The following is a 21,877-nucleotide window of genomic DNA, read 5'->3' on the forward strand; positions in this document are numbered from 1 at the left end:
CTCGGTGAGCAGATCCAACCCGAGGAACTGCAACTGGGCGAGCGCGAGGTGTTGGCGGCGGAGCAGCTCCACCACGTCGTGCTCGGGCAACTGCCACAGGTTCTCGAAGGTCTTGCGGACCTCGCACAGCGCGGACTCCAACTCCGCGAATGCCTGCACCGGCCCGGTGTCCATGAGACGAACCTACGCGGCACCACCGACAGTTCCGGACCTGAATTCTCATCCCCACAAGGAATCTGACAAAGGGTCAGTCAAAGATGATCACCGGCCGCCCCGACGTCGCGCTCCCGCCCCCACCGACCCGTCTCGACTTCGCGCACCCGCCCCCACCAGCCCGCACCGACCCCCGTGGCGCACCCGCCCCCACCTCCAGGCCGCCCTAACCCGCCACCAACCCGGGCGTAGAACCCCCCATCCTCCAGGCCGCACTAACCCGCCACCAACCCAGCCACAGAACCCCCACCCACCGGCCACATTCCGATAACGTCCAAACGATCTTGACCAGTACCCCGCGATGTTCTGACCACACCCGGCGCTGGCGTTAACCGCTTGGGAGGTGACACGCAACCGCCTCCGGGCATTGGATTTGATCATGGACGTCCGGCGCGCATTCGGCCTCCTGGGCCTCACCGGCCTCGTCGGCGCGATGCCGCTGTTCCTCTGCTCTGCACCCATCCGCCCCCCCGCCCACGCCCGGCCGAACGCGATCGCCCTGACCTCCGTCGCCCGGGCGCTCTACACAACACCCGACCTCCGCGCCCTACCCGACGTCACCGCCGACGTCCCCGTCGTCCAAGCCCAACCGCACCCCGACTGCCTGGTCCTGCGCTGCGTCGCCCTCACCTTCGACGACGGCCCCGGCCCCTACACCACGCGCCTGCTTGGCCTGCTCGCCGCGGCCAACGTACGCGCCACGTTCTTCCTCATCGGCGAATCCGCCCGGGACTTCCCCGACCAGGTACGCGCCGAGCAGGCGCAGGGCGAAGAGGTGGGCGACCACAGCTGGTCGCACCCTCAGCTCACCCACCTCGACGACCCGCAGGTCGCCGACCAGTTCAACCGCACCGCCGACGAGATCGCGTCCCTGGACGGACAGCGCCCGACCCTGATCCGCCCGCCGTACGGCGCAGTGGACGCCCGGGTGAACTCCGTGCTCGGCGACCAGGGTGCACCGGAAATCCTCTGGTCCGTGGACACCCTGGACTGGCTGCACCGCAACCCGGACTCGGTCTACGAGCGCGCCATGCACGACGTGCGGCCCGGCTCGATCATCCTCATGCACGACATCCACCCGACCACCGTCGACGCCGTGCCGCGCCTCATCGACGCACTGAAAAGTCAGGGGTACACCCTTGTGACGGTCAGTCAGCTATTCGGCGGCACCCTGGAGCCCGGTAAGCTCTACTTCGGCCGCGAAAAAGAATGGACTGAGCACAACCAGCCCGAGCAGACGCCATCGCCGGACCCGTCCATCGCCGCGGCACTGACTGAGTAGCTCACCCCACATTGCGGCCCGCGCCGCCGTCTCCGGGAACTCCTGAATACGCCGGGCGATCCCCGCGAGCGCCGCCCGGTCCTGTTCCTCGCGCACCGCGATGGAGAACTCGATATCGGTCACCACGTCCCACCGCGTGGATGTGCAACGGTGTCTGCGGCGTGCGCAGACCCGGGTCCACCTTGCCCAGCGGCAGCAGCGTTTCGAGGTGCATCCCGCCAGACTGTCAGGCCAGCTCGAGCGCCTCGGCCAGTGCCCGATGCCCGGCGGACAGCTCGTCGCCGAGCACCTGAATGCTCACGTGGTTCGCGCCCGCCTCGGTGTGCGCGCGTAGACCGGCGGCGACGGTCTTTGCGTCGCCGTGCAGGGCGAGGGCGTCGACCAGTCGATCCGAGCCGCCGTTGGCCAGATCGTCCTCGGTGAAGCCAATACGCAGCAGACTGCGCCGGTAGTTCACCAGTTGCAGGTAGAACTGGACGGTGGGTCGGGCCAGCGCGCGCGCTCGCTCCGGGTCGGTGTCCAGCACGACCTTGTGCTCGGGGGCGAGCAGCACGTTCGGGCCCACAATCTCCCGTGCCTCGGCGGTGTGCCGCGGCGTGGTCAGGTAGGGGTGGGCGCCCGCGGTGCGCTGGGCGGCCAACTTCAGCACCTTCGGCCCGAGCGCGGCCAGGCACATCCGGTCGGCCGGTACACCCTCGGCCGCGCAGCGCTCGAGGTACTCCACGGTGGTCTGGTACGGGTCGCGGAACTGCGAGGTCTTCTCGGGGTGCCCGATGCCTACGCCGAGCAGAAACCGGCCCGGGTGCTTGGCCTCCAGGCGGTGATACGACGCGGACGCGTCCTCGGCCGGCACGGCCCAGATGTTCACGATGCCGGTGGCCACCTTGATCCGCTCGGTGGCGTCGAGGATGTCCTCGACCTCGGTCAGCTTCGCCGCGGGTGATGCGCCCACCCAGATCGAGCCGAAGCCCAGTTGTTCCGCCTCGACCGCGACGTCCGGGGTCGCCTTCGCCGTGGACTGCCAGATGCCATAGCTGCCGAGATCCATGCCGCTCTCCTTTAGTTGCCGCTCCTACCCAACCAGCGGCAACACAAGGGGCTCAACTCGGATTCCGCACACGGTCAGGACTTCGGGCAGCCGCCGGTCTTGCCGTGCCCGCCGATCGAGCCGGTGTCGTAGTTCGCCCAGGCCCCGTTGTCGTTCTGTACGCACATGCTCCATTGCTTGGTCTTGGGGTCGAACTTGTACGAGGCCAGGGAGTCCGACGGGTCCATGTACAGCCCGCCCTGCGTCATGGACTTGGCCAGCCCGGCGAGGTCGGTGGGGTAGCCGTGCGCGGCGAAGTACCCCCCCAGCCTGGGCGCGACCTGGTTCACGTCGGCCATGGCGATGGCCTCGGCTGCCTCCGGCGACAGCGTGGCGGTCGCACCGGGCGCGGCGCCGGTGGTGCCCGACGGCTTCCCCGAGTCAGTGTTGGACTTCCCACCACCGCAACCGGCCAGCAGTGCGGTGGTGGTGGTGAGAACGAGAACGAGCGCGGAAGGCTTCACCGGACCATCGTCACCGATTTGCCGCGCTCAGATGACCGAATCGACGTCGTGTCGCACCAGGTTGTCCAGCGCACGCTCGGCGACCGCGGCGATGGTCATCGACGGATTGCACGCCGCGGTGGTGCCGGGCATCAGCGCGCCGTCGAGCACATACAGCCCGCGTTGGCCGTGCACCCGCCCGTCGAGGTCACACACGGGGCCCAGGCATGCCCCGCCCAGCGGGTGCCAGGTGGTGGTGTCCAGCGTGGTGGTGTTCAGCAGCAGCGACGTGGCTCCGGCGATGCGGGTCAGCCGTTCGTGGATGCGCCGGGCGACTGCGGCATCCGACCCGGCCGGGAAGTCCAGCAGGGCCTCGTCCTTGCCGCTGTCGTAGCGGAAGGTGCCGCGTCCGGCGCTCACCCCGTAGCCGACGAGCATGGTGGTGCGGTCATTGCCGGGCACCGGCGGCACCGAGGCCTGGATGACCGTGGTGGCGTTGGCCGGTTCCGCCCACTCCTTGCTGGAGTAGATGACCGGGCCGCCCTGCGGCGCACCGAACGACTCGGTCAGGTCGGTCCAGGTGTAAATCTGGTCGCCGTTGGAGCCCCAGCCCGCGCCGACGCCGTCCGGTAGGTCGGTGATCTGCCCGCGCCCAGCCGCCTGCACCAGCAGCTTGGTGGTGTTCGCGCTGCCCGCGGCCAGTATCAGTGTGCGGGTGCTGATCAGCTTGGTCTCCTGCACCGTGCCGCTGGTGTCGATGCGTTCGACGTGCACGGTCCAGCCGTGGCGCTCGCGCGCGATATCGACCACGTGGTGCAGCGGAGCGACCTCGACCAACACGGTCGCCTCGGCCTGCTTCAGGTAGGTCACGTCGACGGTGTGCTTGCCGCCGTTGTTCACCCCGAGCGCGCAGTCGCCGTTGGTGTAGGACGGCTTCATGTCCCCGTGCAGCTCGCGCAACGCATACGACCAGTCGATGGGCATCGGCACCTTCTCGACGCGGTATCCCGCCGCCCGCGCGTGGCTCGCAAACAGCCGGGCCGCGGCGTAGTTGTCGTTCTCGATCAGTGCATCGGGCGCGGTGGCCAGGCCGAGCATGCGCGCCACCCGCGGGTAGTAGACACGGTCCATGCACTCGTATTCGATGCCGGCCGGGAAGGTGGCGGCGAACAGTTCGGCCGTCGGTTGCAGGCTCATGCCCTGGTAGGCCAGCGACCCGCCGCCCACGCCGGCCGCGCACATGATCGCCATGCCGGAGCCCTGCACCCGCTCCAGTAGCCCGGTGTACCGGCGCGGCGAGGTCGGCAGGTCGAAGAACAGCCCGGAGTTCATCCAGGAAGCCCGTTCGTCCAGCGAAGCGATGCCGGGGAAGGTGTTGGCGTTCGGCCCGGTGGGCCAGCGCTTGCCCCGTTCCAGCACCAGCACCGGGACGCCTGCCTGCGCGAGGCGCAACGCGGTCACCCCGCCGCCGAAGCCGGACCCGACCACCACGACGCGTCGGGTGTCTCGACTGAGCGGAATGCGGCGGGTGGCGGCCGCGGCCCGCGGCGTGCGCAGCAAGGGGGTGACGGAGGCCGCTGCGGCCAGCGTCCCCGTCAGGAATGCCCGACGGCTGTACATCGGCGGCCCCCGTTTCCCCATCCCCGACAGGGAGAAATGTCCCAACTTACAGCGTAAGTGTCAAGGCATGTGTCCGCTTTGGGAGGTATATACATTTCCTGTGCGCTACATATGAATCGGCATCCTTCGCTAGATTCAGGGACCATCGCTCTGCCTGTCGACGTTGTGATCAACATTGGCGCCGCTCCGACGCCCGCCGTCACAACTAAGGAGTGTGAATTCCATGCCTTCGCACCGTCGTCCACGCGTCCGCAGGTCCCGCATCGCCGCCGTCACCACCGGTGCCGCACTGGCCCTGAGCACTGTCGCTGCAGTCGCTCCCTCGGCCTCGGCTGCGGACAACCCCGGCGGCCCACTCGGCGCGCTGGTCGACCCGGGCGGAAAGTGGGCGCCGGCCGCCACGGCGACCGTCCACCCCGGCGTCGTCACGCTGACCAAGGACGCCCAGTGCACCGCCAACTTCATCTACACCGCCAACGGCCACACCTATCTGGGCCAGGCGGCGCACTGCTCCGGCACCGGCCAGTCCACCGATACCAACGGCTGCACCTCGAAGTCCCTCCCGCTGGGCACGCCGGTGAGCATCGTGGGTACCAACGTGGTCGGAAAGCTCGTGTACAACTCCTGGCTGACCATGCAACGTGACGGGGAGAAGGACCCGAACGTCTGCGCCTACAACGACCTGGCGTTGATCGAGATCCCGTCCGCCGCGGTGTCGCAGGTCAACCCGTCGATCCCGGTGTTCGGCGGTCCCAACGGGCTGAACACCACCGGGACGAAGGCCGGGGACCCGGTGGAGTCCTACGGCAATTCCCCGCTGCGCCACGGGATTGCCGTGCTCTCACCGAAGACCGGCGCCAGCATCGGTGACGATGGTGACGGGTGGACCCACTCGGTGTACACGCTGACTCCGGGTATCCCGGGGGACTCCGGTTCGGCGTTCCTGGATGGTTCCGGGCGTGCGCTCGGTGACCTGTCGACGTTGTCCATCGCGCCGACCCCGTTGAGCAATCAGGTCAGCGACCTGGCCCATGAGCTGGCCTACGCCCGCGCGCACTCCAACCTGAAGAACCTGCGGTTGGTGGCCGGCACCGAGAAGTTCACCGGCGCAATGCTGTAAGCGACGGCGGCGGCGGAGGTGCCTCGGGGCACCTCCGCCGTTTGCTGTTTCAGGGCGCGTCGTGGAACAGGATGCCCAGCGCGACCCGCCGTCCGCTGCGCACCACCGACACCCCGTGCCGGACCGGAGACGCCGACCAGCCGCGGGCCGAGCGCACCGGCCGATCCCGGGTGGTGAACACCAGGCCCCGGCCGCGGGGCAGCGCCAGCACCGTTGCCCGGGATTGGGCCCGCGGACGCTGCTCAACGAGCACGAACTCGCCGCCGGTGTGGTCGACCTCCGGGGTGGTCAGGTTGATCACCACCTGCAGCGGGAACACCAGGTCCCCGTACAGGTCGCGGTGTAACGCGTTCCAGTCGCCGGGGCCGTACCGCAGGATCAGCGGCGTGGGCCGGGTCTGCCCGGCGGCGTGACACTGCGTCAGCCACTCGGTGAAGTCGTCCGGCCAGGGCGTCGGGCGGCCGAGCTTGGTGTACCAGTCGCGCGCGATCGGCAGCAGCCGCGGATACAGACTGCGGCGCAACTCCGCCACAGCCGCCGGCAGTGGATTCGCGAAGTAGCGGTACTCGCCCTCGCCGAATCGGTAGCGACGCATGTCGATGGTGGACCGGAAGGCGTCGTCGCAGTCGTAGCCATCGATGAGGTGCTCGGCCTCGGTGGCGCCGAGCAACCCACCGGTCAACGCGCACCCGTGCTCGTCGAGCTCGGCGGCGATGGCGGACCAGTCGTTGTCCGCCACCCGCTCGGCGTATGCGGCGGCGCGATTCTTGGTGGCGGGGCTCATTGGTGCACCATCCCGCCCGGGTGCTCCACGGGGCTCATGCGGCGGCCTCCAGATCAAGCAACTGCCGTTTGATCTGCGCACCGCCGAGGTACTCGCCCATGCCGCCGTCGGCCCGGATCACCCGATGGCACGGGAGAAGCAACGGCAGGGGGTTGGTGGCGCACGCGGTGCCGACCGCGCGCACGGCCCTCGGGTTGTCCACGCCGGACGCGACGCCGGCGTAGCTCGCGGTGTGCCCGTAGGAGATCAGCGGCAGGTACTCGAGCACCCGTCGCCGGAAGCCGGTGGCCAGCGCCAGATCCACGGGCACGTCGAAGCGTTTCCGCTTGCCGGCGAAGTACTCCTCGAGCTGGCGGGCGAGCGGATCGAGCCGACGCGGTGCGGTGAGAATCCGCGGGCTCAGCCTGGCGGCCAGGATGGTCAGCACGTCGTCCAGACCCTCTCGTTCATAGGCGACGCGGACGGCCCCGGCCGGCGTCGCTGCCAGCAGCAGGGTGCCGACGGGGGAGTCGACGGTGCGGTAGGCGATGTCCAACAGCCCGGCGTGCTCGGCAGCCTCCGACAGCCGCACCCGCAGCGTGTCGAGATCGGCCGCGGTCGGAGCCGGGACGTTCAGCAGGTCGATGTCGTGCTTCTTGGCGTTCATCTCAATCCCTCTGTCTTGCGCAGGTTGGCGATGCCGTCGGCCGCGGCGCGGCGCGCAGCGGCTGCGGTGCCGCCGACGATCTCGGCCACCTCGCCGTAGGGCAGGCCGATCAGGTAGTGGTAGACGACGCAGAACCGTTGTTTGTCCGGTAGGGCGGCCAAGGCGTTGTGCAGGTCCAGGTCGCGGGTGACCGTGTCGGCCGGAACAGCAGGCAGGTCAGGCACGGGTGTGGCCTGCCGCGCCGCCCGGCGCAGCAGGTCGACGACCTTGCGGTGGGCGATGGTCACCAACCAGGCCTCGACGTTCGCGTCGGCCGGCAACTTCGGGTAGGCCTCCAGCGCGGCCAGGAACGTGTCCGCCCAGGCGTCGTCGGCGTCGGCGGGACGCAACGCGGCTCGACACACCCGCAGGATCGTGGGGCCGTGCGTGGTGACCACGGCATCGAAGGGCTGTTTGGCGTTCACCTGAGGTAGACGCTACGGGAGCGGCATACGTGAGGTGCGGTCCTCAGAGCGCTTGCAGGAGCTCGCGCAGGGGTGGCAGCCGATGCGCCCCACGCCGGATGGTGTCAGGGCTTACCCGGTGGTGATGGACTGCACGATGCTCATGGCCCTGGCGATGGGGATGGCGAACGCTGCGGTGGCGGGCTTGCCCGGTGCGGGGAACGTGCCGGCCGTGTCCACGCCGAGGACCTGGCCGGCCGTGTTCACCAGGGCCCCGCCGGAGTAGCCGGGCACGATCGGGGTTGTGGTCTGCAGCATCCCGGTGAGTGACTCCGAGGACTTGACGTGCTCGTTGGTGGCGTTGACCGAACGGCCGGTATCGGTCACCGATCCGGAGGCCCAGGCCGTGCCGCCGCCGCCGTTGGCATTGCCGATCGCGAACACGCTCTGCCCCATGGTGGCCGCCTTGTCGGCCAGCTGCGCGGTGGGCAGGCCGGTGGCGCCGGTCAACTGGAGCACCGCGATGTCCTCGGTGGCGTCGTGGCCGACCACGGTGGCCGGGTAGCTGCGCCCGGTCCCGATGTCGGTGGCGATGATCCGGGTGGCTCCGCTGATCACGTGGTAGTTGGTCAACACCTCACCGGTGGGGGTCAGCACGATGCCGGTGCCGGCCTTGGGGCCGGTTGCGGTGTCGGCGAGCACGTCGACGAGTGCCGGGGCGACGGCGTCGGCGGCTGCGGTGGCCAGCTTCTTCGTGGCGGCGAGGCTCAGCGTGGGCATCGCGGCCGGGGTCGGCTTCGCGCTCGTCTTCGTACTCGACGCCCTGGCCGGGGCGGCGGTGGCCTGGGTCGTGGACGCAACCGGCGGGATGGCCCGGGCGGTGCCCACGTCCGCCACGGTGCCGACCAGTGCTGTCGTGACGGCGCATATCGCAACCCCGATGACCCACTTCTTGGACATGGCAGGGCTCCCCCTCGGCCGTGTGCCCTCGAGACCCCCCCGTGGCAACCGGCGCAGAATCGATTATTCCCGCAGTAACTGCGCTGTCCCTGAGGATGGACTTGGTCGTCTCTGTGAACGTTCGCAGTCGAGGCGGCCCACCTCTTTTCCTGCAGTGCCTTGACGATCTCGGCAGGATTTCCGTGGGATTGTCCGACGAGGTGGGAAGGAGAACGTTATGACCGTCGAGGAGATCCTGGCCGCCGAACCCCGGGTGCTCACCCGCGCGCAACAGGAGTCGTACTTCTCCAACGGCTACCTGCTCGTCGAGCGGGCCGTGCCGCAGGAGTGGCTCGACCGGCTGCGCAGCGTCACCCGGGAGATGGTCGACCGGAGTCGGGCGTTGGCCCGCTCCGATGCGATCTTCGACCTGGAACCCGGCCACACCGCGGAGAATCCCCGCCTGCGGCGGCTGACCAGCCCGGTCGACCAGCACCCGGAGTACTGGGAGTTCGCCTCCGCCGCGGACTCGCCGCTGCCCGACATCATGGCCGACCTGGTCGGGCCGGACGTGAAGTTCCACCACTCCAAGCTCAACTTCAAGTGGGCCGCGGGCGGTGAGGAGGTCAAGTGGCATCAGGACATCAGCTACTGGCCGCACACCAACTACAGCCCACTCACCGCGGGGCTCTACCTGTATGACTGCGGCCCCGACCAGGGCCCGCTGATGGTGGTGCCGGGCAGCCACAACCGCGAGCTCCATTCCCAGTACAACGAGCGCGGCGAGTGGGCGGGCTGCCTGTCCGAGGCCGACGTCAAGGACGCGCGGACCGAGACGGCCGCGGAGTTGGAGGGGCCGGCCGGTTCCATCACCATCCACAACTGCCGGGTCGTGCACGGCTCCCGGCCGAACCTGTCCGACCAGGGGCGCCCGCTGCTGCTGAACGCCTTCTCGGCCGCCGACGCCTTCACCTACACGGCCAACCCGCTGAACAGCAGCCACGCCGGCGCCATCGTGCGGGGCCGACCGGCCCAGTGGGCGCGACACGACCCGCGGCCGTGTCAGATCCCGCCGGACTGGTCCGGCGGGTACACGTCGCTGTTCGCGTTGCAGCAGGGCGAGCAGTGGGAGGCCGACCAGTACAGCAAGGGCGCCAGGTAGCTACCGCACGGTGAACTCGCACGGCATGCGCTTGATGCCGTTGATGAAGTTCGACTGCAACCGCTCGATCGGCCCGGTGATCTGAAGGTCCGGCAGATTGCGGAAGATCTCGTCGAACAGCACGTGGATCTCGCGTCGGGCCAGGCTGGCGCCCAGGCAGTAATGGCCGCCGCCGGCCCCGAAGCCGATCATCGACGCGGCGTTCTCCCGTTCGATGTTGAAGCTGTTGGCGTCGGTGAACACCGTCTCGTCCCGGTTGGCCGACCAGTACCACATGACGACCTTCTCGCCGGCCGCGACCTTGGTGTCGCCGACGACGGTGTCCGCCAGCGCCGTGCGCCGCATATGGATGACCGGGGAGGCCCAGCGGACGAACTCCTCGGTGGCCCGCGGCGCCATGGCCTCGTAGTTGGCCTGCAGTCGGGTGCGCTGGTCGGGGTGCTCGGTGAGCTGCTGCATGCCCCAGGAGATGGCGTTGCGGGTGGTCTCGTTGCCGGCGATGGCCAGCAGCACGAGAAAGCAACCGAACTCGAACGGGTCGAGGCGTTCGCCGTCGATCTCGGCCTGCATCAGCCGAGAGCTGAGGTCATCGCGGGGATCCTCGGCGCGCTGCACCCCGAGTTGCGCGGCGTACTGCAGGAACGCCGTGGCGGCGTCGGTCAGCGCGGTGAGGTCGGGGGTGAACTCCGGGTCGCCGATGCCGAGCAGGACGTTGGTCCAGTGAAAGACCTTCGCCTCGTCCTCCGCCGGGATGCCGAGCATGTCGCAGATGACCTGCAGCGGCAGCGGAGCGGCGAAGGCCTGCACGAAGTCGCAGGAGCCCCCGGTCGCCTTGGCTGCCTCGATCAGGTGGTGAGCCCGCTGCTGCACGGACTCCTGCACCGACTGCAGCGTGCGTGGGGTGAACGCCTTGGCCACCAGGCGACGCAGCTTCACGTGCTTCGGGTCGTCCATGACGATGATCGAGCCGACCGCCAGGTAGCCGGGGTCGGGTTCGGTGGAGATGACTCCGGAGGCGGAGGAGAAGTTCGGGTTGTGGGTCGTGGCGCGCACGTCGTCGTAGGTCACCGCGGACCAGTAGCCGGGGCCCACGAAGGCCCCGCCCATGGGTGTGACCTCCTCGTGGAAGCACATGCCGCCACCGCGCCGGGTGTCCTCCCGCAGCGCGGCGAACGCCTCGTGCCGCTCGGCGAGCGGCCGCCGCCAGAACTCCACGTCACCGAGGAAAATGTCGTTGACGGTTCGGTAAGCAGGCACGGCTCCACGCTCCCTCGGCGCCCCCGGTGCCGGGGCACACGGCGCCAGCGTAGGCAGGGCGGGTTGCGCCGCGGAAGGTCCCCTGCAGATCAGTCCTCCGGCGGCTCGGCGGGTTGGCCGCAGATCGCCTTGGCGGCATCGGGGTTGTCCTTCACCGGGGGCTTGGCGTCCTTCGCGATCATCGCGGCGCAGTCGTCGGTCTTGCCCGCCTCGCCCTGCTCGCAGGCCGAGGTCGCGTCCGGCTTGTGCAGGCCCGCGTGGTGGGCACCCTGCAGGCAGGTGTCGTAGTCGTTCGCGAACGCCGCCGGTGCGGCCAGCACCCAGGTGCCCGAGGCCACCACCATCGCGCCGAGAAACGACGTCATTCGAGCGATCGGCATGCTGCGTCCCTTCCGTCACCAGCTCGATGACGCAGCCTGTTCTGCCGGGCCCCGTGCCGTCATCGGCCCGCAGCCGACGTTCGCCGGAAGTTCCCGTGCGCGTTGCAAGCGCGCAACCGGCGTTCCCGCGGCGGACTACCGGTGGGCGTGGTGACCGCCGGCCCCCCTCGAGTCGGCGGTCGTGCGCTTGCCCTGGTCGGTCACCGGGGTGCATTTGCCGTCCGGGCCGCAGTAGATCAGCGGGGTGCCGTCGGTGGGGGCGTCGGTTCCGGTGCATCCGGACAGATGCTGCGGCGTGCACGGGCCGGCCTGGTACGAGACCGGCACGAAGGTGCTGTCGCCCGCGGACGCCACGGGGAGCGGGCGCGTCATGCCGAACGCGGCCATCGCCACCAGACCCAGGACGTACAGACCCATCCGACGGGATCGGCGGGTTCTGGGCATGCGCATGACAACTCCTGGCAGCTCAATGGCTTCGCGCGCCCTCGCGCGCCGGTGCGACCTCGAATCGCGCAGGTCTGGGATCTACCCGCTCGGCCCCGGCGCTACGCGCCGAATCGATGTCGCGTGATCGTTTGGACGGGCCGAACGGTGGATGCGGTTCCCCGAATAACAACTTATTTCTCGAACTGTCAGCCGATAGCGCGACATGTGTTGATGAACCCGCGCTCGCTGCGGCTCACTCCTGCGCCGGTCGGACCCACCCGGATGCGCCCCGGCAACCGGCACCCTTGACAGCGCAGCGTTGATTACATGTAATCAACCTATGGCCGAGGTAGCGAGTTGGTTCAGTGGGCGGCTTCCGGAGTGGTTCGACGGCGCCCCGCAGGTATGGGTCGATCGCGACGAGATCCTGGTCGTGGGCACGCTGCCGCGTCCGGAATTGACGGAGGGTCAGCAGGTCGACGCGGTCGAGGCCGGCCGCATCGCGCGGTTCCGCGAGGACACCCGCGCCGAGCGCATGCGGATCGCCGATGAGGCCGAGGCCCGCTTCGGCCGCAAGATTGCCTGGGGTGCGCGCTGCGGCGACACCCAGCAGATCTTCACCTCACTGGCCGTGCCGGTGATGACCCGGCTGCGCCAACCCGAACGCCAGGTACTCGACACGCTGGTAGCGGCCGGCGTCGCGCGCTCCCGGTCAGACGCATTGGCCTGGGCGGTGCGCCTGGTGGGCAAGCACGAGGCGGACTGGATTGAGGGCATGCGGGCGGCACTGGAGGCTGTCGAACAGGCCCGAGCGGCGGGTCCGGCGGCCTGACGTACCGTCAGTCCCGCACGGACGCGTGGCGTTGTCCCGGCGGGGTAGATGGCTGGTCCGGGCGAGTTGCTCGGCAGGTGAGGAGGTCGAGATGGACCCGAAGAAGATGACCCCGTCCCCCGGAGAGGACGAGTCCGTTCTCGACCAGGCCGAGGATGCGCTGGTCGGTGACCACGAGGACGGGCAGCACCCCGGCGCCGAGGACAAGCACGACCATGAGGACACCCGAGACAGGCCGTTCCTGAAAAGTCCGTGACCCGTAGGCTGCCCAGCGCAGGACGTGCGCCCCGCGAAGGGTCCGCGATGGTGGGTCTCCCCAACAGCGTCCAGATCGTCGAGTTCGGTCCGCGGGACGGCCTGCAGAGCCAGCCGGTGCCGGTGTCGACGGCGAGCAAGGTCGCGCTCATCGAGCAGGCCCTTGCGGCAGGCCCCGCCAACTGACTTCCTTGAATGGTGTGAGCGGGATGATGTCCCGCAACTCCGAGGAGTTCTGTCAGTTCGCGAGGAGAGGCCATGTCCGGAGTAGATGCCGTAGTCCCCGCTGAACACCCCGTGTGGGTGGCGATGCACGCCCGCCGTGCCGCTGACGTCCAGCTGAGGATCGCCGATGCGATCACCAAGTTCGCCGGGTCCATGGCGTTCGTCTACCTGCACGTCGCGATATTCGCGGTCTGGATGGTGCTGTTCGAGAAGAGCCCCTGGCCCACGTTGACCCTCGTCGTCTCGCTGGAGGCGATCTTCCTTTCCACGTTCGTGATGATCGGTCAGAACCGGGCGGCGGCGTTCCAGCAGGCCAAGGCCAGTCACGACTTCATCGAGCAGGAAACCGAACTCAAGACCAATACGCAGCTCACCCGAGAGATCCACGTGCTCACCACCGAGCTCTATCGGCGCCTCCCCAACGCCGGTTCGACGTCGTAGACGTCGGCGGCTGGGGCGGCGCGCAGTCGGTCGGACACCTCGGTCTTCAACGTGGTCAGCCGGGCCTCTTCGGTGTCGGTACGACTCTCCCGGCCGGCGAGGTCGAGGAATTCGTCAGGAACGAAGCCGTCGCGCAGCACGGCCGTCACCACCACGTCGCGGTAGGTGAGCCGGAAGACGAAATGCGCGAAGGCCGGCCCGCGTTGCGGGCGCCCCAGCGACAGGTCAATCACGAAGCGCTCGTCGGTCACCGCGCGGGTAACCAACTCGAAGGAGTCGCGCCCGCCGGGGCCGCGGAAGGCCGTGCGCACGCCGATCTCGCGCCGTTGGGGAGGTCCGTCGGGGTCGAGCAGGGGCAGCGTCCGCTGCATCGCCTTGAAGGCATGGGCGACACCGGCGGCGGAGCCGCCGCCGTTGTAGTTCAACAACTCCGCGAAGGTGAACCGCAGCAGTTGCGATCCCTCCCGAACCTCCAGTGCCGCGTCCGTCATCTGCCCATACAAGCGCCAATGCGTTCCCGCGGGAACGTTTTCGTGGGAGCTGGAACGGTTCACCCGTAGGCTGCCGAGCGCAGGCGCGCTCAGGTGAAGGGTCCGCGATGGGTCTCCCGAACAGCATCCAGATCGTCGAGGTTGGCCCGCGGGACGGGTTGCAGAATCAGCCGGTGCCGGTGTCGACGGCGGACAAGGTCGCGCTCATCGAGCGCGCCATCGCAGCCGGCGCCCGCCGGGTGGAGGCCACCGCGTTCGTGCATCCGAAGTGGGTGCCGCAGATGGCCGACGCCGAAGCGGTGATGGCCGCCGTGTCCCGTCGAGCCGACGTCTCCTACATCGGCCTGGTGCTCAACCGGCGCGGCTTCGAACGCGCCGTCGAGGCCGGTGTCGACGAGGTACACATGGGCGTGTTCGCCACGGACACCTTCAATCAGAAGAACCAGGGCAAGAGCACCGAGGAAAGCCTGGCGGATTGGATTGAGATCGCCGGCTTGGCGCATCGGGCCGGGGTGCGGGCCAGTGTGAGCATCGCTGCCGCGTTCGGTTGCCCGTTCGAGGGCGAGGTGGCGGCGGCTCGGGTCATCGAGTTGGCCCGACGGCTGGCCGATACCGGACCGGCCGAGATCGGTCTGGGGGACACCATCGGCGTGGGCGTGCCGACCCAGGTCGGCGAGCTGATCGGCGGCATCCAAGAGGCCGTCGGGGCGATGCCGTTGCGCTGCCATTTCCACAACACCCGCAACACCGGCTACGCCAACGCAGCCGCGGCGGTCGCCGCCGGGGTGGCCGCCCTGGACGCCAGCGTCGGTGGCCTCGGCGGATGTCCGTTCGCGCCCTCGGCGACCGGGAACATCGCCACCGAGGACCTCACCTACCTGCTGGAACGCATGGGTGTGTCCACCGGCATCTCGCTGGACACCATGGCCCGGACGGGGCTGTGGATGGAGGAACTCGGCCTGAAACCCGAAGCCCTGCTCGGCCGCGCGGGACCGTTCCCGCGCTGAGAGCGGTGACGAGCCGGCGCGCCACGCCGGGTCGGGTCAGCCCTTGCCCTGAAAGGCCTCCAGCAGAAACACGAGGACGGCGCCGAGGAGGAGGATCAGGAAGACCTGTCGGGTGGTGGTCACCGCTTGTTTGTATACCCATCCGTCCCACCGTGACCATGCCCAAACCGTTCTCACTGCAGGTCGCGACCACGAGGCGCGGGGCGTCAAGGGCGCCGCTTCTTCATCGCGTGCTGGTATTCCTCGAACCAGATGCCCTGACACGGCCCGAACCCGATGACCCCGGCGTCGGTCTCCCAGCGGTAGACGCTGTCGTAGGCGAAGGCGTGCGGCCAGGCCACGATGGGGGAGGCCGCGATCGCCCGACCGGTCATCGCCAGCACGTTGTGCTCGCTGTCCTCGGCCTCGATCCGCTGCGCCAGCGGGAAATACAGGCTCGGATGCGTCTGGGTGACGGTGCGTTCGACCCGGATGAGGTTGCGGATCTCATCGCCGCGGCCGAGGAAGGCGAACAACGGGTCCGCCGCCTCGAAACCCACCTGGTTGAAGTACTGCCCGTCGTCGAAGTACACCGGGGTCCAGCACACCGGTGCATCGAAGCGACCGCGGCGGTCCTCGTTGCGGTCCTGGTTCCAGGACCGGTCCCGGATGGTGTTGCAGTCGATGTCGTATGTCCGGCCGTGCAGGGTGAGTTCGCCGACGCAGTGCATGAACTGCTCGCTGCCGCCGGGCTGCATCGCGCGCAGGTGGTCCTCGCCGGGAATCACCGCCGCGCGGCCGACCAGGGGGCTGAGCGCGGTCTGCTCCACCTCGAACGCGGCGCGCCCGTCCGCGCTGAGGTAGCTGATGCGCACCTTGCGGCCGAGTTCACCGAACTCGATGCGGTACCCGCGGCAGGTCGAGATGGTGGCACCGTCGACCCGGGGCCAGGGCAGCGTCATGGAGTAGTCGAGGTGCGCCATGTCCAGCACGCAGGTGTTGTCCATGCCCTGGAAGATCTGCACGCTGCCCTGCATCAGCGGGAAGTACGGCTGGTAGCGGATGTAGCTGTAGCAACCGATCTGCGCTTCGGGGATCTGGAACCCGAAGTAGTGGGTGTGCGTGGTGTGCGGCTGGTAGCGACCGGCGTGCTCGGCCGGGTCGAGCCCGATCAGATCGCTTTCCGGGGGTGCAATGTGATGGGGCATCAGCGGTGCCCGGCCCATCCGGTGACCGGCTCGGTGGGCGCGGGCACGTCCAGGTAGTCGGCGAGCATCGCGGCGGCCGGGTTGCTCAACCACATCGTTGAATCCGCCGGCAGGATGCCGGCGTCGACCATGAGGTGCCCGGCGCGCAGCACGGCGATGGCGCCGAACACCGCGGCGTAGCGCTCGTAGTAGTCCAGGTGCCGCACCGCGTGCCCGGACAGTTCGGTGAATTGATCGAGGATGGCCGCGCGGTCCGGGAATCCCGGCGGGCTCGGTGCGCGATAGCCCTGCGACCACAGGCGCAGCGCGTAGAGGAAGTACGCGATGTCCGCCTCGGGGCTGCCGATGCAGGCCAACTCCCAGTCCAGTGCTCCGGCGACGGTGAGGTCCTCGGCGAAGATCATGTTGCCGATCCGGGCATCGCCCCAACACAGCGCGGACCGCTCGCCGGTCGGTGCCTTCGCGCGCAGGTACTCCAGCCCGGCCTCGATGACCGAGTGGGCCAGGCCGCGGTTGCCGGTGGTGTACAGCCCGTCCAGATACTCGACCCCGGCGGCGGTCCCGTGGCGGTCGAGGCGCAGATCCCGCCGGTCGGGGTCCACGCGGGAGACGGCGGCGATCGTGGACACGGCGTTCTCGATCAGCCGTCGTTGCTGGTCGAAGGAGCACTCCAGAACCCAGCCGGTCAACGAGTACGGCGGATCGTCGGCCGGGATGCGCCCGTCGATGTGCTCCATGACCAGGAAGCGGCCGCCGAGGGCAGCCGGATCGAGTTCGACGCCCACCACGCGGGGAGCGGGCACTGGGGTGTGCTCGGCCAGCGCCCGCATAATCCGCGCCTCGGCGTCCAATCGGTAGTGCGGGAACAACCCCCTGCCGTCCTCGGGCGCCACCCGGGCCACGAACCTGCGCCGTGCCCGGGCGCCGTCCTGCAGCCAGTCCGCGGTGAACAGCATCGTCTCGCAGGACAACCCACTTGCGCGCGGGACCGTGATGTCGGAGACGGTCACCGCCGTTGCCGCGGGCAGCCGCGGGGCGAGCCAGCGCTGCAGGACGGGGCCAATTCGGCCGGGGTCGAGGCGATTGTGCAGAGCCACGTCGCTCCGATCATGAACCACGGCATTGTGTAGTGGCACATCACTATGGGCACCGTAGCAGTTGTGTAGTGCCACTAGTCAATGGCGGAGCCGGAGACGTCCCGCTCAATACCGATGGCGCCCCGGTGATGCGAGCCGGGGCGCCATCGGACGGGCGTTGGAACGGGTGGAACTCAGGGGTGCATCGGGCCGCCGTCGCTGTCGCCGTCGTCCCCGTCGGGCTTGTTGGAGGAGTCGGCGGAGTCGGCGCCCACCGCGCTCTTGCAGATCTCCTCGGCCTTGTCCTTGTCGTCCTTCACCGGTGCCTTGGCCTTCTGCGAGATCAGGTCGATGCACTTGTCGATGTCGCCCGAGCTGGCATCGCCACAGGCCTCCTTGGCGGCCTTCTTGTGCACACCGGCGGACTTGGCGTCCTTGACGCACGGGTCGGCGGCGGCGAACGCCGACGGCGCCCCCACCACGAAGGTGCCCGCGGCCAGCGTCACTGCGCCGAGAAACGAAGCGATTCGAGTGGTTCGCATGGTGCCCTCCCTAGGGGAATGTCCTGACGCCGCAGCTTCTGTCCGCAGGGCGACACGCGCATCCCACGCCGCGCCGCAATTCACCGGACGTTCCGCGGGATGCTGCCGACCACGCCCGGACGTTCAGGCAACGGACACCGAATCGCTGTTGCGGCGGATAACTGACTATGGGTCAGCTCAGGTGACCTGCTTGCGCGGCTCGAAGTCGGTGGTGACGGTCTCGAAACCCTTGAACTGGGCAGCCGCGGCGTGCATGGCGTAGACGCGGCGGTCGACGTCGGTCAGGTCGACGTCGTCGGTGAACGGGGTCAGCAGGGCCCGTGGCCACAGCCGTTGGTTGACCACCACGTTGACCTCGGCGGCCAACATGACGGCCAGTGAGACGAGGTAGATCCAAGCGATCAGGGCGAGCACCAGCGCGAAGCTCCCGTAAAGAGCATTGGCGTTCTGCACCTTGCGGGAGAGGTATGGCCCGGCGAGCACCTGCAGCAGTTGCCAGATCGCGGCCGTGATGACCCCGCCGACCGCGACGTCGCGCAGTCGCAGATCGGCGGAGGTGAGCAGCTTCATCGCGACCGCGAACAGCGCGGCGTTGGCGGCCACGGCGACGGCGTAGATCAGCACCTGCAGGCCGGTGTTCCAGCCGACGGTCAACCCGGTGGTGTGCGCGGCCAGCACGCTGACCACGGCCGAGACGATCAGGCCGGCGCCGAGCACCAGCAGCAATCCGAGGCTGCGCAGCCGGGAGCGGATGGGGTTGGGTTGCCGGTTGCGCGGCACGGCGTAGATCTGGTTGAAGCCGGTCTGTGCGGCCTGCATCACGCCCATCGTCCCGTAGACGGTGCCCAGCGAGCCGACGACGAGCGCCCAGCCGCTGCCGTGCAGCCCGCGCAGGTTGTCCCGGATGCTCGGCCCGAGGCCGGGGAACTGATCGAAGATCGAGCGCAGCAGGTCATCGCGCAGTCCGGGGTGCCCGTCGAGCACGAACGCGGAGACGGTGAGCAGCACCAACAGCAGCGGGAACAGCGAGACGAACCCGTAGTAGGCCACCGCGGCGGCCAGATAGGGCGCGCGGTCCTCAACGGCCTTGTAGATGACCGCGATCGGCAATCCCAGCGCCGTGTGTCGGCGCTGGGCGTGGTCCAACCGCGCGACGGCGCTCATCACCGGGGTACTTCCCCAGCAGACCCCGGGAACGCATCGCCGGCAATTGTGTAGTGTCACTGGTTAATGAAGAGACCACGCCGCGCTTCGACCGATGTTCGTGAGCTGCTGCTGCGGGCGGCCCGCGATGAGTTCCTGACCAAGGGCTACAGCGGCGCGACCACCAAGGCGATTGCCGCTCGGGCCGAGGTGTCCGAGACGGTGATCTTCAATCAGTTTCAGGACAAGTCCGGGCTGTTCACCGCGGCGTTCCTGGCACCGTTCGCCGAGGTGGTGACGGAGTACCTGGAGGCCCGTAAGGACCCGGCGCACTCCTCGGAGCGGCAGCGGGTGGAGCGCTTCGTCGATCACCTGTCCCGGCTGGCGCGGGAGTACCGGCCGATCCTGATCTCGGCGATCGCGCAGCGGGTTGACGGCACGTCAGCGCCCGCGGATGACCTGCTCGACCATGTCTCGGCGGAACTGCAGAAGATCCTCGGCCTCGGCGAGCTGACCGAGGTCCCCGGGTTCGGCCCGGTCGGCCCGGCCACCCGCGCCGGCGCCGCAGCGATGGTGCTCGGCATGGCGCTGCTGGATGACCTGATTTTCCCGCGCGATGCGCGCCGACCCAGCGACAACAGGCTGGCGGCCGAGATGACGACGATGATCCTGTGCCGACTCCGCGCCCCGGCCTGAGCCGGGCCGCTGGGGGAGACGCCCCACCCACGTTTCCCGGCCGCTGAACCAGCAATAGCCTGTGCGCACCTGGCCAGAAGGGATCGCACATGAGCCTCACCGACGACGTCCGCGATGTGCTGCACAGCCCGGACCGCTTCTATATCAACGGCGAGTGGGTCACGCCCAGCGCGGACACCACGTTCGAGGTGATCGACTCCGGCACCGAGCAGCCGATCTTCCGGGTCGCCGAGGCGCAGGCAGCGGACATGCAGCAGGCGATGCACGCCGCGAGCGTGGCGTTCGAGCGGGGCCCGTGGCCGCGCATGTCGCACGCCGAGCGGGCCGGCTACATGCTGCGCTTCGCCGAGGCGCTGTCGGCGAAGATGGCGGGGTTCTCCAACATCTGGCCGCGCGAGTCCGGGGTGCTGCACTCGATCGCGTCGTTCATGTCCCCGCAGATCCCGGACCTGTTCCGGTACTACGCGAGCCTGGCCTCGACCTACCCGTTCGAGGAGGTCGTGCCGGCCATGCCGAGTCCGATTTGGGGCGAGAGTTACGGCCTGCTCGTCCGCGAACCCGTCGGTGTGGTCGCCGCGATCGTGCCGTGGAACGGCCCGCTGGACCTGGCCGCCCTGAAACTCGCCCCGGCCTTTATTGCGGGCTGCACCACGATCCTGAAGATGTCGCCGGAGGCGCCTGCGGCCGGCTACGTGCTGGCCGCTGCGGCGGACGAGGCGGGCCTGCCGCCGGGTGTGCTCAATGTGGTGACCGCGGACCGTGAGGTCTCGGAGATGTTGGTGCGCGACCCGCGGGTGGACAAGATCGCGTTCACCGGTTCGACCGCGGCCGGGCGGCGTATTGCGTCGTTGGCCGGTGAGCGGATTGCTCGGGTGACGTTGGAGTTGGGTGGTAAGTCGGCCGCGGTCATCCTCGACGACGCCGACATTGCGCAGGCGGCGGCCACGTTGGCCGGCGCGGAGTGCTTCCTGTCCGGGCAGGTGTGCGCGTCGCTGACCCGGATCGTGGTGCCACGGGCGAAGCACGACGAGTTCGCCGAGGCCTTGGCCGCGGCATTCTCCGCGGTCAATGTCGGCGACCCGTTCGACGCTGCCACACAGATGGGTCCACTCACCTCGGCCCGGTTGCGCGATCGCGTCGAGGGCTACATCGCCAAGGGGGTCGACGAGGGTGCGCGGCTGGTCACCGGTGGCGGCCGGCCCAAGCACCTGGACACGGGGTACTACATCGAACCGACCGTGTTCGCCGGGGTGAACAACAAGCAGGTGATCGCGCAGGAGGAGATCTTCGGCCCGGTGCTCTCGGTCATCCCCGCGGACAGCGAACAGGACGCGATCGACATCGCCAACGACACGGTCTACGGCCTGAACGCGGCGGTATTCACCCCCGACAACACCCGCGCCCGCGACGTCGCGGCGCGGCTGCGGTCGGGGACGGTGGGCCACAACAACATGAAGATCGACTTCAGCATCGCCTTCGGTGGGTTCAAGCAGTCCGGCATCGGCCGCGAGGGCGGTACCGAGGGTCTGCGCTCCTACCTGGAGATTAAGACGGTGTTGCTGGACGGGCCGCCGGCCTAATTGACCTGACTGAGCATCATCTGAACCCACACGTCGACGAAATCCTGGTCGTCGACCTCGACCGGGTCATGTCCCAGCAGAAGACGGAGTAGCCGCGAGGAGAACAGGGCGCCCAGTCCGACCGCGGCGAGGACCTCGGCCCGTTGCGGGTCGAGGTCCGCTCTGTTCTGTAGCCAGCCCGCGAAACTGACGTAGGTGGTGGCGATCAGGGTGTCCACGGCGCTCTGCACGAGGTCGGGGTGGGCGCGCGCCTCGGTGAGGACGATGCGCAACAGGTCGGCCTCGTGGTCGAGTTCGGCGATGGCGTAGCGGGCGAGCACGGTCAGTTCGGCGCGCAGGTCGCCGAGGCCGGTGAGGATCGCGCGAATGTCGCGCAGCGCGTCCAGGCGCCCGAGGTGGCGTTGGATGCCCGCTTCCAGCAGGGCTTGTTTGGTGGGGAAGTGGTGGTAGATCCCACCGGCGCCGGCGGTGAGGCCGGCCGCCTTTTCGATCGCGGTGATGCTCGTGCCCTTGTAGCCGTTGTGCGCGAACAGGTCCATCGCGACGTCGAGGATTCGGTCCCGAGTTGACACTGACATGAGCTAAGTAAACACTTAGGTG

At 68.9% G+C, this 21,877-nt stretch carries 26 protein-coding genes; 10 read left to right on the plus strand and 16 right to left on the minus strand.

What is annotated here, in order from left to right; all coding sequences use genetic code 11:
• The first annotated feature begins 592 nt into the window (after positions 1–592).
• Positions 593–1,495 carry a polysaccharide deacetylase family protein gene (locus VGJ14_02990; GenBank protein HEY2831365.1) on the plus strand — a complete coding sequence of 301 codons (903 nt, stop codon included), beginning with the start codon at positions 593–595 and terminating at the stop codon, positions 1,493–1,495.
• Between the two features lie 226 nt (positions 1,496–1,721).
• On the opposite strand, the gene VGJ14_02995 is transcribed toward VGJ14_02990, so the two are convergent.
• The 3 genes from VGJ14_02995 to VGJ14_03005 all read right to left on the minus strand — a co-directional run bounded on the left by VGJ14_02995 (position 1,722) and on the right by VGJ14_03005 (position 4,645).
• The gene (locus tag VGJ14_02995) at positions 1,722–2,543 is read right to left on the minus strand and encodes an LLM class F420-dependent oxidoreductase (GenBank protein ID HEY2831366.1); all 822 of its coding nucleotides are present in this window, start codon (positions 2,541–2,543) and stop codon (positions 1,722–1,724) included.
• A gap of 74 nt (positions 2,544–2,617) precedes the next feature.
• Positions 2,618–3,046 carry a hypothetical protein gene (locus VGJ14_03000; GenBank protein ID HEY2831367.1) on the minus strand — a complete coding sequence of 143 codons (429 nt, stop codon included), beginning with the start codon at positions 3,044–3,046 and terminating at the stop codon, positions 2,618–2,620.
• A gap of 27 nt (positions 3,047–3,073) precedes the next feature.
• On the minus strand, positions 3,074–4,645 hold the full coding sequence (locus tag VGJ14_03005) for a GMC oxidoreductase (GenBank protein HEY2831368.1): 1,572 nt from the start codon (positions 4,643–4,645) through the stop codon (positions 3,074–3,076).
• A gap of 223 nt (positions 4,646–4,868) precedes the next feature.
• Here VGJ14_03005 and VGJ14_03010 point away from each other — a divergent pair, with 223 nt between their 5' ends.
• A complete protein-coding gene (locus tag VGJ14_03010; GenBank protein HEY2831369.1) occupies positions 4,869–5,765 on the plus strand; it encodes a serine protease in 897 nt (298 codons plus the stop codon).
• A gap of 49 nt (positions 5,766–5,814) precedes the next feature.
• Here VGJ14_03010 and VGJ14_03015 read toward each other — a convergent pair whose 3' ends face one another.
• From VGJ14_03015 to VGJ14_03030, 4 genes are all read right to left on the minus strand, one after another.
• Positions 5,815–6,549 carry a 2OG-Fe(II) oxygenase gene (locus tag VGJ14_03015; GenBank protein ID HEY2831370.1) on the minus strand — a complete coding sequence of 245 codons (735 nt, stop codon included), beginning with the start codon at positions 6,547–6,549 and terminating at the stop codon, positions 5,815–5,817.
• A gap of 34 nt (positions 6,550–6,583) precedes the next feature.
• Positions 6,584–7,195 (minus strand): methylated-DNA--[protein]-cysteine S-methyltransferase, encoded by a 612-nt coding sequence (locus VGJ14_03020; GenBank protein HEY2831371.1) that lies wholly within the window; start codon positions 7,193–7,195, stop codon positions 6,584–6,586.
• Positions 7,192–7,659, minus strand: a complete 468-nt coding sequence (locus VGJ14_03025) for an RNA polymerase sigma factor (GenBank protein ID HEY2831372.1) — start codon at positions 7,657–7,659, stop codon at positions 7,192–7,194. The genes VGJ14_03020 and VGJ14_03025 overlap by 4 nt, the downstream gene beginning before the upstream one ends.
• A 111-nt stretch (positions 7,660–7,770) precedes the next feature.
• Positions 7,771–8,598 (minus strand): S1C family serine protease, encoded by an 828-nt coding sequence (locus VGJ14_03030; protein HEY2831373.1) that lies wholly within the window; start codon positions 8,596–8,598, stop codon positions 7,771–7,773.
• Positions 8,599–8,815: 217 nt separating this feature from the next.
• Between VGJ14_03030 and VGJ14_03035 the strand changes: the two genes are divergently transcribed.
• Positions 8,816–9,739 carry a phytanoyl-CoA dioxygenase family protein gene (locus VGJ14_03035; GenBank protein HEY2831374.1) on the plus strand — a complete coding sequence of 308 codons (924 nt, stop codon included), beginning with the start codon at positions 8,816–8,818 and terminating at the stop codon, positions 9,737–9,739.
• On the opposite strand, the gene VGJ14_03040 is transcribed toward VGJ14_03035, so the two are convergent.
• The 3 genes from VGJ14_03040 to VGJ14_03050 all read right to left on the minus strand — a co-directional run bounded on the left by VGJ14_03040 (position 9,740) and on the right by VGJ14_03050 (position 11,826).
• A complete protein-coding gene (locus VGJ14_03040; GenBank protein HEY2831375.1) occupies positions 9,740–10,996 on the minus strand; it encodes a cytochrome P450 in 1,257 nt (418 codons plus the stop codon). It lies immediately after the preceding gene.
• An 89-nt stretch (positions 10,997–11,085) separates the two neighbouring features.
• Complete coding sequence (locus VGJ14_03045) at positions 11,086–11,376, minus strand: hypothetical protein (protein HEY2831376.1); 291 nt, start codon at positions 11,374–11,376, stop codon at positions 11,086–11,088.
• A 135-nt stretch (positions 11,377–11,511) separates the two neighbouring features.
• Entirely contained in the window at positions 11,512–11,826 is a 315-nt protein-coding gene (locus VGJ14_03050) for a hypothetical protein (protein ID HEY2831377.1), read from the minus strand.
• A 316-nt stretch (positions 11,827–12,142) separates the two neighbouring features.
• On the opposite strand from VGJ14_03050, the gene VGJ14_03055 reads away from it, so the two are divergent.
• The 4 genes from VGJ14_03055 (at position 12,143) to VGJ14_03070 (ending at position 13,555) form a co-directional block, all read left to right on the plus strand.
• Positions 12,143–12,634 carry a hypothetical protein gene (locus VGJ14_03055; protein HEY2831378.1) on the plus strand — a complete coding sequence of 164 codons (492 nt, stop codon included), beginning with the start codon at positions 12,143–12,145 and terminating at the stop codon, positions 12,632–12,634.
• Between the two features lie 91 nt (positions 12,635–12,725).
• The gene (locus VGJ14_03060; protein ID HEY2831379.1) at positions 12,726–12,890 is read left to right on the plus strand and encodes a hypothetical protein; all 165 of its coding nucleotides are present in this window, start codon (positions 12,726–12,728) and stop codon (positions 12,888–12,890) included.
• A gap of 47 nt (positions 12,891–12,937) precedes the next feature.
• Positions 12,938–13,075, plus strand: coding sequence for a hypothetical protein (locus tag VGJ14_03065; GenBank protein ID HEY2831380.1), 138 nt, complete (start codon positions 12,938–12,940; stop codon positions 13,073–13,075).
• Between the two features lie 123 nt (positions 13,076–13,198).
• The gene (locus VGJ14_03070; GenBank protein ID HEY2831381.1) at positions 13,199–13,555 is read left to right on the plus strand and encodes a DUF1003 domain-containing protein; all 357 of its coding nucleotides are present in this window, start codon (positions 13,199–13,201) and stop codon (positions 13,553–13,555) included.
• Here VGJ14_03070 and VGJ14_03075 read toward each other — a convergent pair.
• The gene (locus VGJ14_03075; GenBank protein ID HEY2831382.1) at positions 13,519–14,046 is read right to left on the minus strand and encodes a hypothetical protein; all 528 of its coding nucleotides are present in this window, start codon (positions 14,044–14,046) and stop codon (positions 13,519–13,521) included. The genes VGJ14_03070 and VGJ14_03075 overlap by 37 nt on opposite strands.
• Before the next feature lie 107 nt (positions 14,047–14,153).
• Here VGJ14_03075 and VGJ14_03080 point away from each other — a divergent pair, with 107 nt between their 5' ends.
• Entirely contained in the window at positions 14,154–15,053 is a 900-nt protein-coding gene (locus VGJ14_03080; GenBank protein ID HEY2831383.1) for a hydroxymethylglutaryl-CoA lyase, read from the plus strand.
• 206 nt (positions 15,054–15,259) lie between these two features.
• Here VGJ14_03080 and VGJ14_03085 read toward each other — a convergent pair whose 3' ends face one another.
• From VGJ14_03085 to VGJ14_03100, 4 genes are all read right to left on the minus strand, one after another.
• Positions 15,260–16,240: a tyrosine protein kinase gene (locus VGJ14_03085; protein HEY2831384.1), complete on the minus strand. Its 981-nt coding sequence runs from the start codon at positions 16,238–16,240 to the stop codon at positions 15,260–15,262.
• Entirely contained in the window at positions 16,240–17,337 is a 1,098-nt protein-coding gene (locus tag VGJ14_03090) for a phosphotransferase family protein (protein HEY2831385.1), read from the minus strand. Before VGJ14_03090 ends, VGJ14_03085 begins: the two co-directional genes overlap by 1 nt.
• Positions 17,338–17,510: 173 nt before the next feature.
• On the minus strand, positions 17,511–17,858 hold the full coding sequence (locus VGJ14_03095; protein HEY2831386.1) for a hypothetical protein: 348 nt from the start codon (positions 17,856–17,858) through the stop codon (positions 17,511–17,513).
• A 177-nt stretch (positions 17,859–18,035) separates the two neighbouring features.
• The gene (locus VGJ14_03100; GenBank protein HEY2831387.1) at positions 18,036–19,022 is read right to left on the minus strand and encodes a YihY/virulence factor BrkB family protein; all 987 of its coding nucleotides are present in this window, start codon (positions 19,020–19,022) and stop codon (positions 18,036–18,038) included.
• A gap of 66 nt (positions 19,023–19,088) precedes the next feature.
• Between VGJ14_03100 and VGJ14_03105 the strand changes: the two genes are divergently transcribed.
• Both VGJ14_03105 and VGJ14_03110 read left to right on the plus strand, forming a co-directional pair.
• Positions 19,089–19,697: a TetR/AcrR family transcriptional regulator gene (locus tag VGJ14_03105; protein HEY2831388.1), complete on the plus strand. Its 609-nt coding sequence runs from the start codon at positions 19,089–19,091 to the stop codon at positions 19,695–19,697.
• An 89-nt stretch (positions 19,698–19,786) separates the two neighbouring features.
• Positions 19,787–21,277, plus strand: a complete 1,491-nt coding sequence (locus VGJ14_03110) for an aldehyde dehydrogenase (protein ID HEY2831389.1) — start codon at positions 19,787–19,789, stop codon at positions 21,275–21,277.
• Here the strand turns inward: VGJ14_03110 and VGJ14_03115 are convergent.
• Positions 21,274–21,855 (minus strand): TetR/AcrR family transcriptional regulator, encoded by a 582-nt coding sequence (locus VGJ14_03115; GenBank protein ID HEY2831390.1) that lies wholly within the window; start codon positions 21,853–21,855, stop codon positions 21,274–21,276. The genes VGJ14_03110 and VGJ14_03115 overlap by 4 nt on opposite strands.
• Between the last annotated feature and the right edge of the window lie 22 nt (positions 21,856–21,877).

The sequence above is a fragment of the Sporichthyaceae bacterium genome, from assembly GCA_036493475.1.
GTDB lineage: Bacteria > Actinomycetota > Actinomycetes > Sporichthyales > Sporichthyaceae > DASQPJ01.

What these genes read in the sequence shown, in the direction of transcription:
- VGJ14_02990 (HEY2831365.1), top strand. Translation starts at nt 593, where the DNA reads ATGGACGTCCGGCGCGCATTCGGCCTCCTGGGCCTCACCGGCCTCGTC.
- VGJ14_02995 (HEY2831366.1), bottom strand. Translation starts at nt 2,543, where the DNA reads ATGGATCTCGGCAGCTATGGCATCTGGCAGTCCACGGCGAAGGCGACC.
- VGJ14_03005 (HEY2831368.1), bottom strand. Translation starts at nt 4,645, where the DNA reads ATGTACAGCCGTCGGGCATTCCTGACGGGGACGCTGGCCGCAGCGGCC.
- VGJ14_03010 (HEY2831369.1), top strand. Translation starts at nt 4,869, where the DNA reads ATGCCTTCGCACCGTCGTCCACGCGTCCGCAGGTCCCGCATCGCCGCC.
- VGJ14_03015 (HEY2831370.1), bottom strand. Translation starts at nt 6,549, where the DNA reads ATGAGCCCCGCCACCAAGAATCGCGCCGCCGCATACGCCGAGCGGGTG.
- VGJ14_03020 (HEY2831371.1), bottom strand. Translation starts at nt 7,195, where the DNA reads ATGAACGCCAAGAAGCACGACATCGACCTGCTGAACGTCCCGGCTCCG.
- VGJ14_03030 (HEY2831373.1), bottom strand. Translation starts at nt 8,598, where the DNA reads ATGTCCAAGAAGTGGGTCATCGGGGTTGCGATATGCGCCGTCACGACA.
- VGJ14_03035 (HEY2831374.1), top strand. Translation starts at nt 8,816, where the DNA reads ATGACCGTCGAGGAGATCCTGGCCGCCGAACCCCGGGTGCTCACCCGC.
- VGJ14_03045 (HEY2831376.1), bottom strand. Translation starts at nt 11,376, where the DNA reads ATGCCGATCGCTCGAATGACGTCGTTTCTCGGCGCGATGGTGGTGGCC.
- VGJ14_03050 (HEY2831377.1), bottom strand. Translation starts at nt 11,826, where the DNA reads ATGCGCATGCCCAGAACCCGCCGATCCCGTCGGATGGGTCTGTACGTC.
- VGJ14_03055 (HEY2831378.1), top strand. Translation starts at nt 12,143, where the DNA reads ATGGCCGAGGTAGCGAGTTGGTTCAGTGGGCGGCTTCCGGAGTGGTTC.
- VGJ14_03060 (HEY2831379.1), top strand. Translation starts at nt 12,726, where the DNA reads ATGGACCCGAAGAAGATGACCCCGTCCCCCGGAGAGGACGAGTCCGTT.
- VGJ14_03065 (HEY2831380.1), top strand. Translation starts at nt 12,938, where the DNA reads ATGGTGGGTCTCCCCAACAGCGTCCAGATCGTCGAGTTCGGTCCGCGG.
- VGJ14_03070 (HEY2831381.1), top strand. Translation starts at nt 13,199, where the DNA reads ATGCACGCCCGCCGTGCCGCTGACGTCCAGCTGAGGATCGCCGATGCG.
- VGJ14_03075 (HEY2831382.1), bottom strand. Translation starts at nt 14,046, where the DNA reads ATGACGGACGCGGCACTGGAGGTTCGGGAGGGATCGCAACTGCTGCGG.
- VGJ14_03080 (HEY2831383.1), top strand. Translation starts at nt 14,154, where the DNA reads ATGGGTCTCCCGAACAGCATCCAGATCGTCGAGGTTGGCCCGCGGGAC.
- VGJ14_03085 (HEY2831384.1), bottom strand. Translation starts at nt 16,240, where the DNA reads ATGCCCCATCACATTGCACCCCCGGAAAGCGATCTGATCGGGCTCGAC.
- VGJ14_03095 (HEY2831386.1), bottom strand. Translation starts at nt 17,858, where the DNA reads ATGCGAACCACTCGAATCGCTTCGTTTCTCGGCGCAGTGACGCTGGCC.
- VGJ14_03100 (HEY2831387.1), bottom strand. Translation starts at nt 19,022, where the DNA reads ATGAGCGCCGTCGCGCGGTTGGACCACGCCCAGCGCCGACACACGGCG.
- VGJ14_03105 (HEY2831388.1), top strand. Translation starts at nt 19,089, where the DNA reads ATGAAGAGACCACGCCGCGCTTCGACCGATGTTCGTGAGCTGCTGCTG.
- VGJ14_03110 (HEY2831389.1), top strand. Translation starts at nt 19,787, where the DNA reads ATGAGCCTCACCGACGACGTCCGCGATGTGCTGCACAGCCCGGACCGC.
- VGJ14_03115 (HEY2831390.1), bottom strand. Translation starts at nt 21,855, where the DNA reads ATGTCAGTGTCAACTCGGGACCGAATCCTCGACGTCGCGATGGACCTG.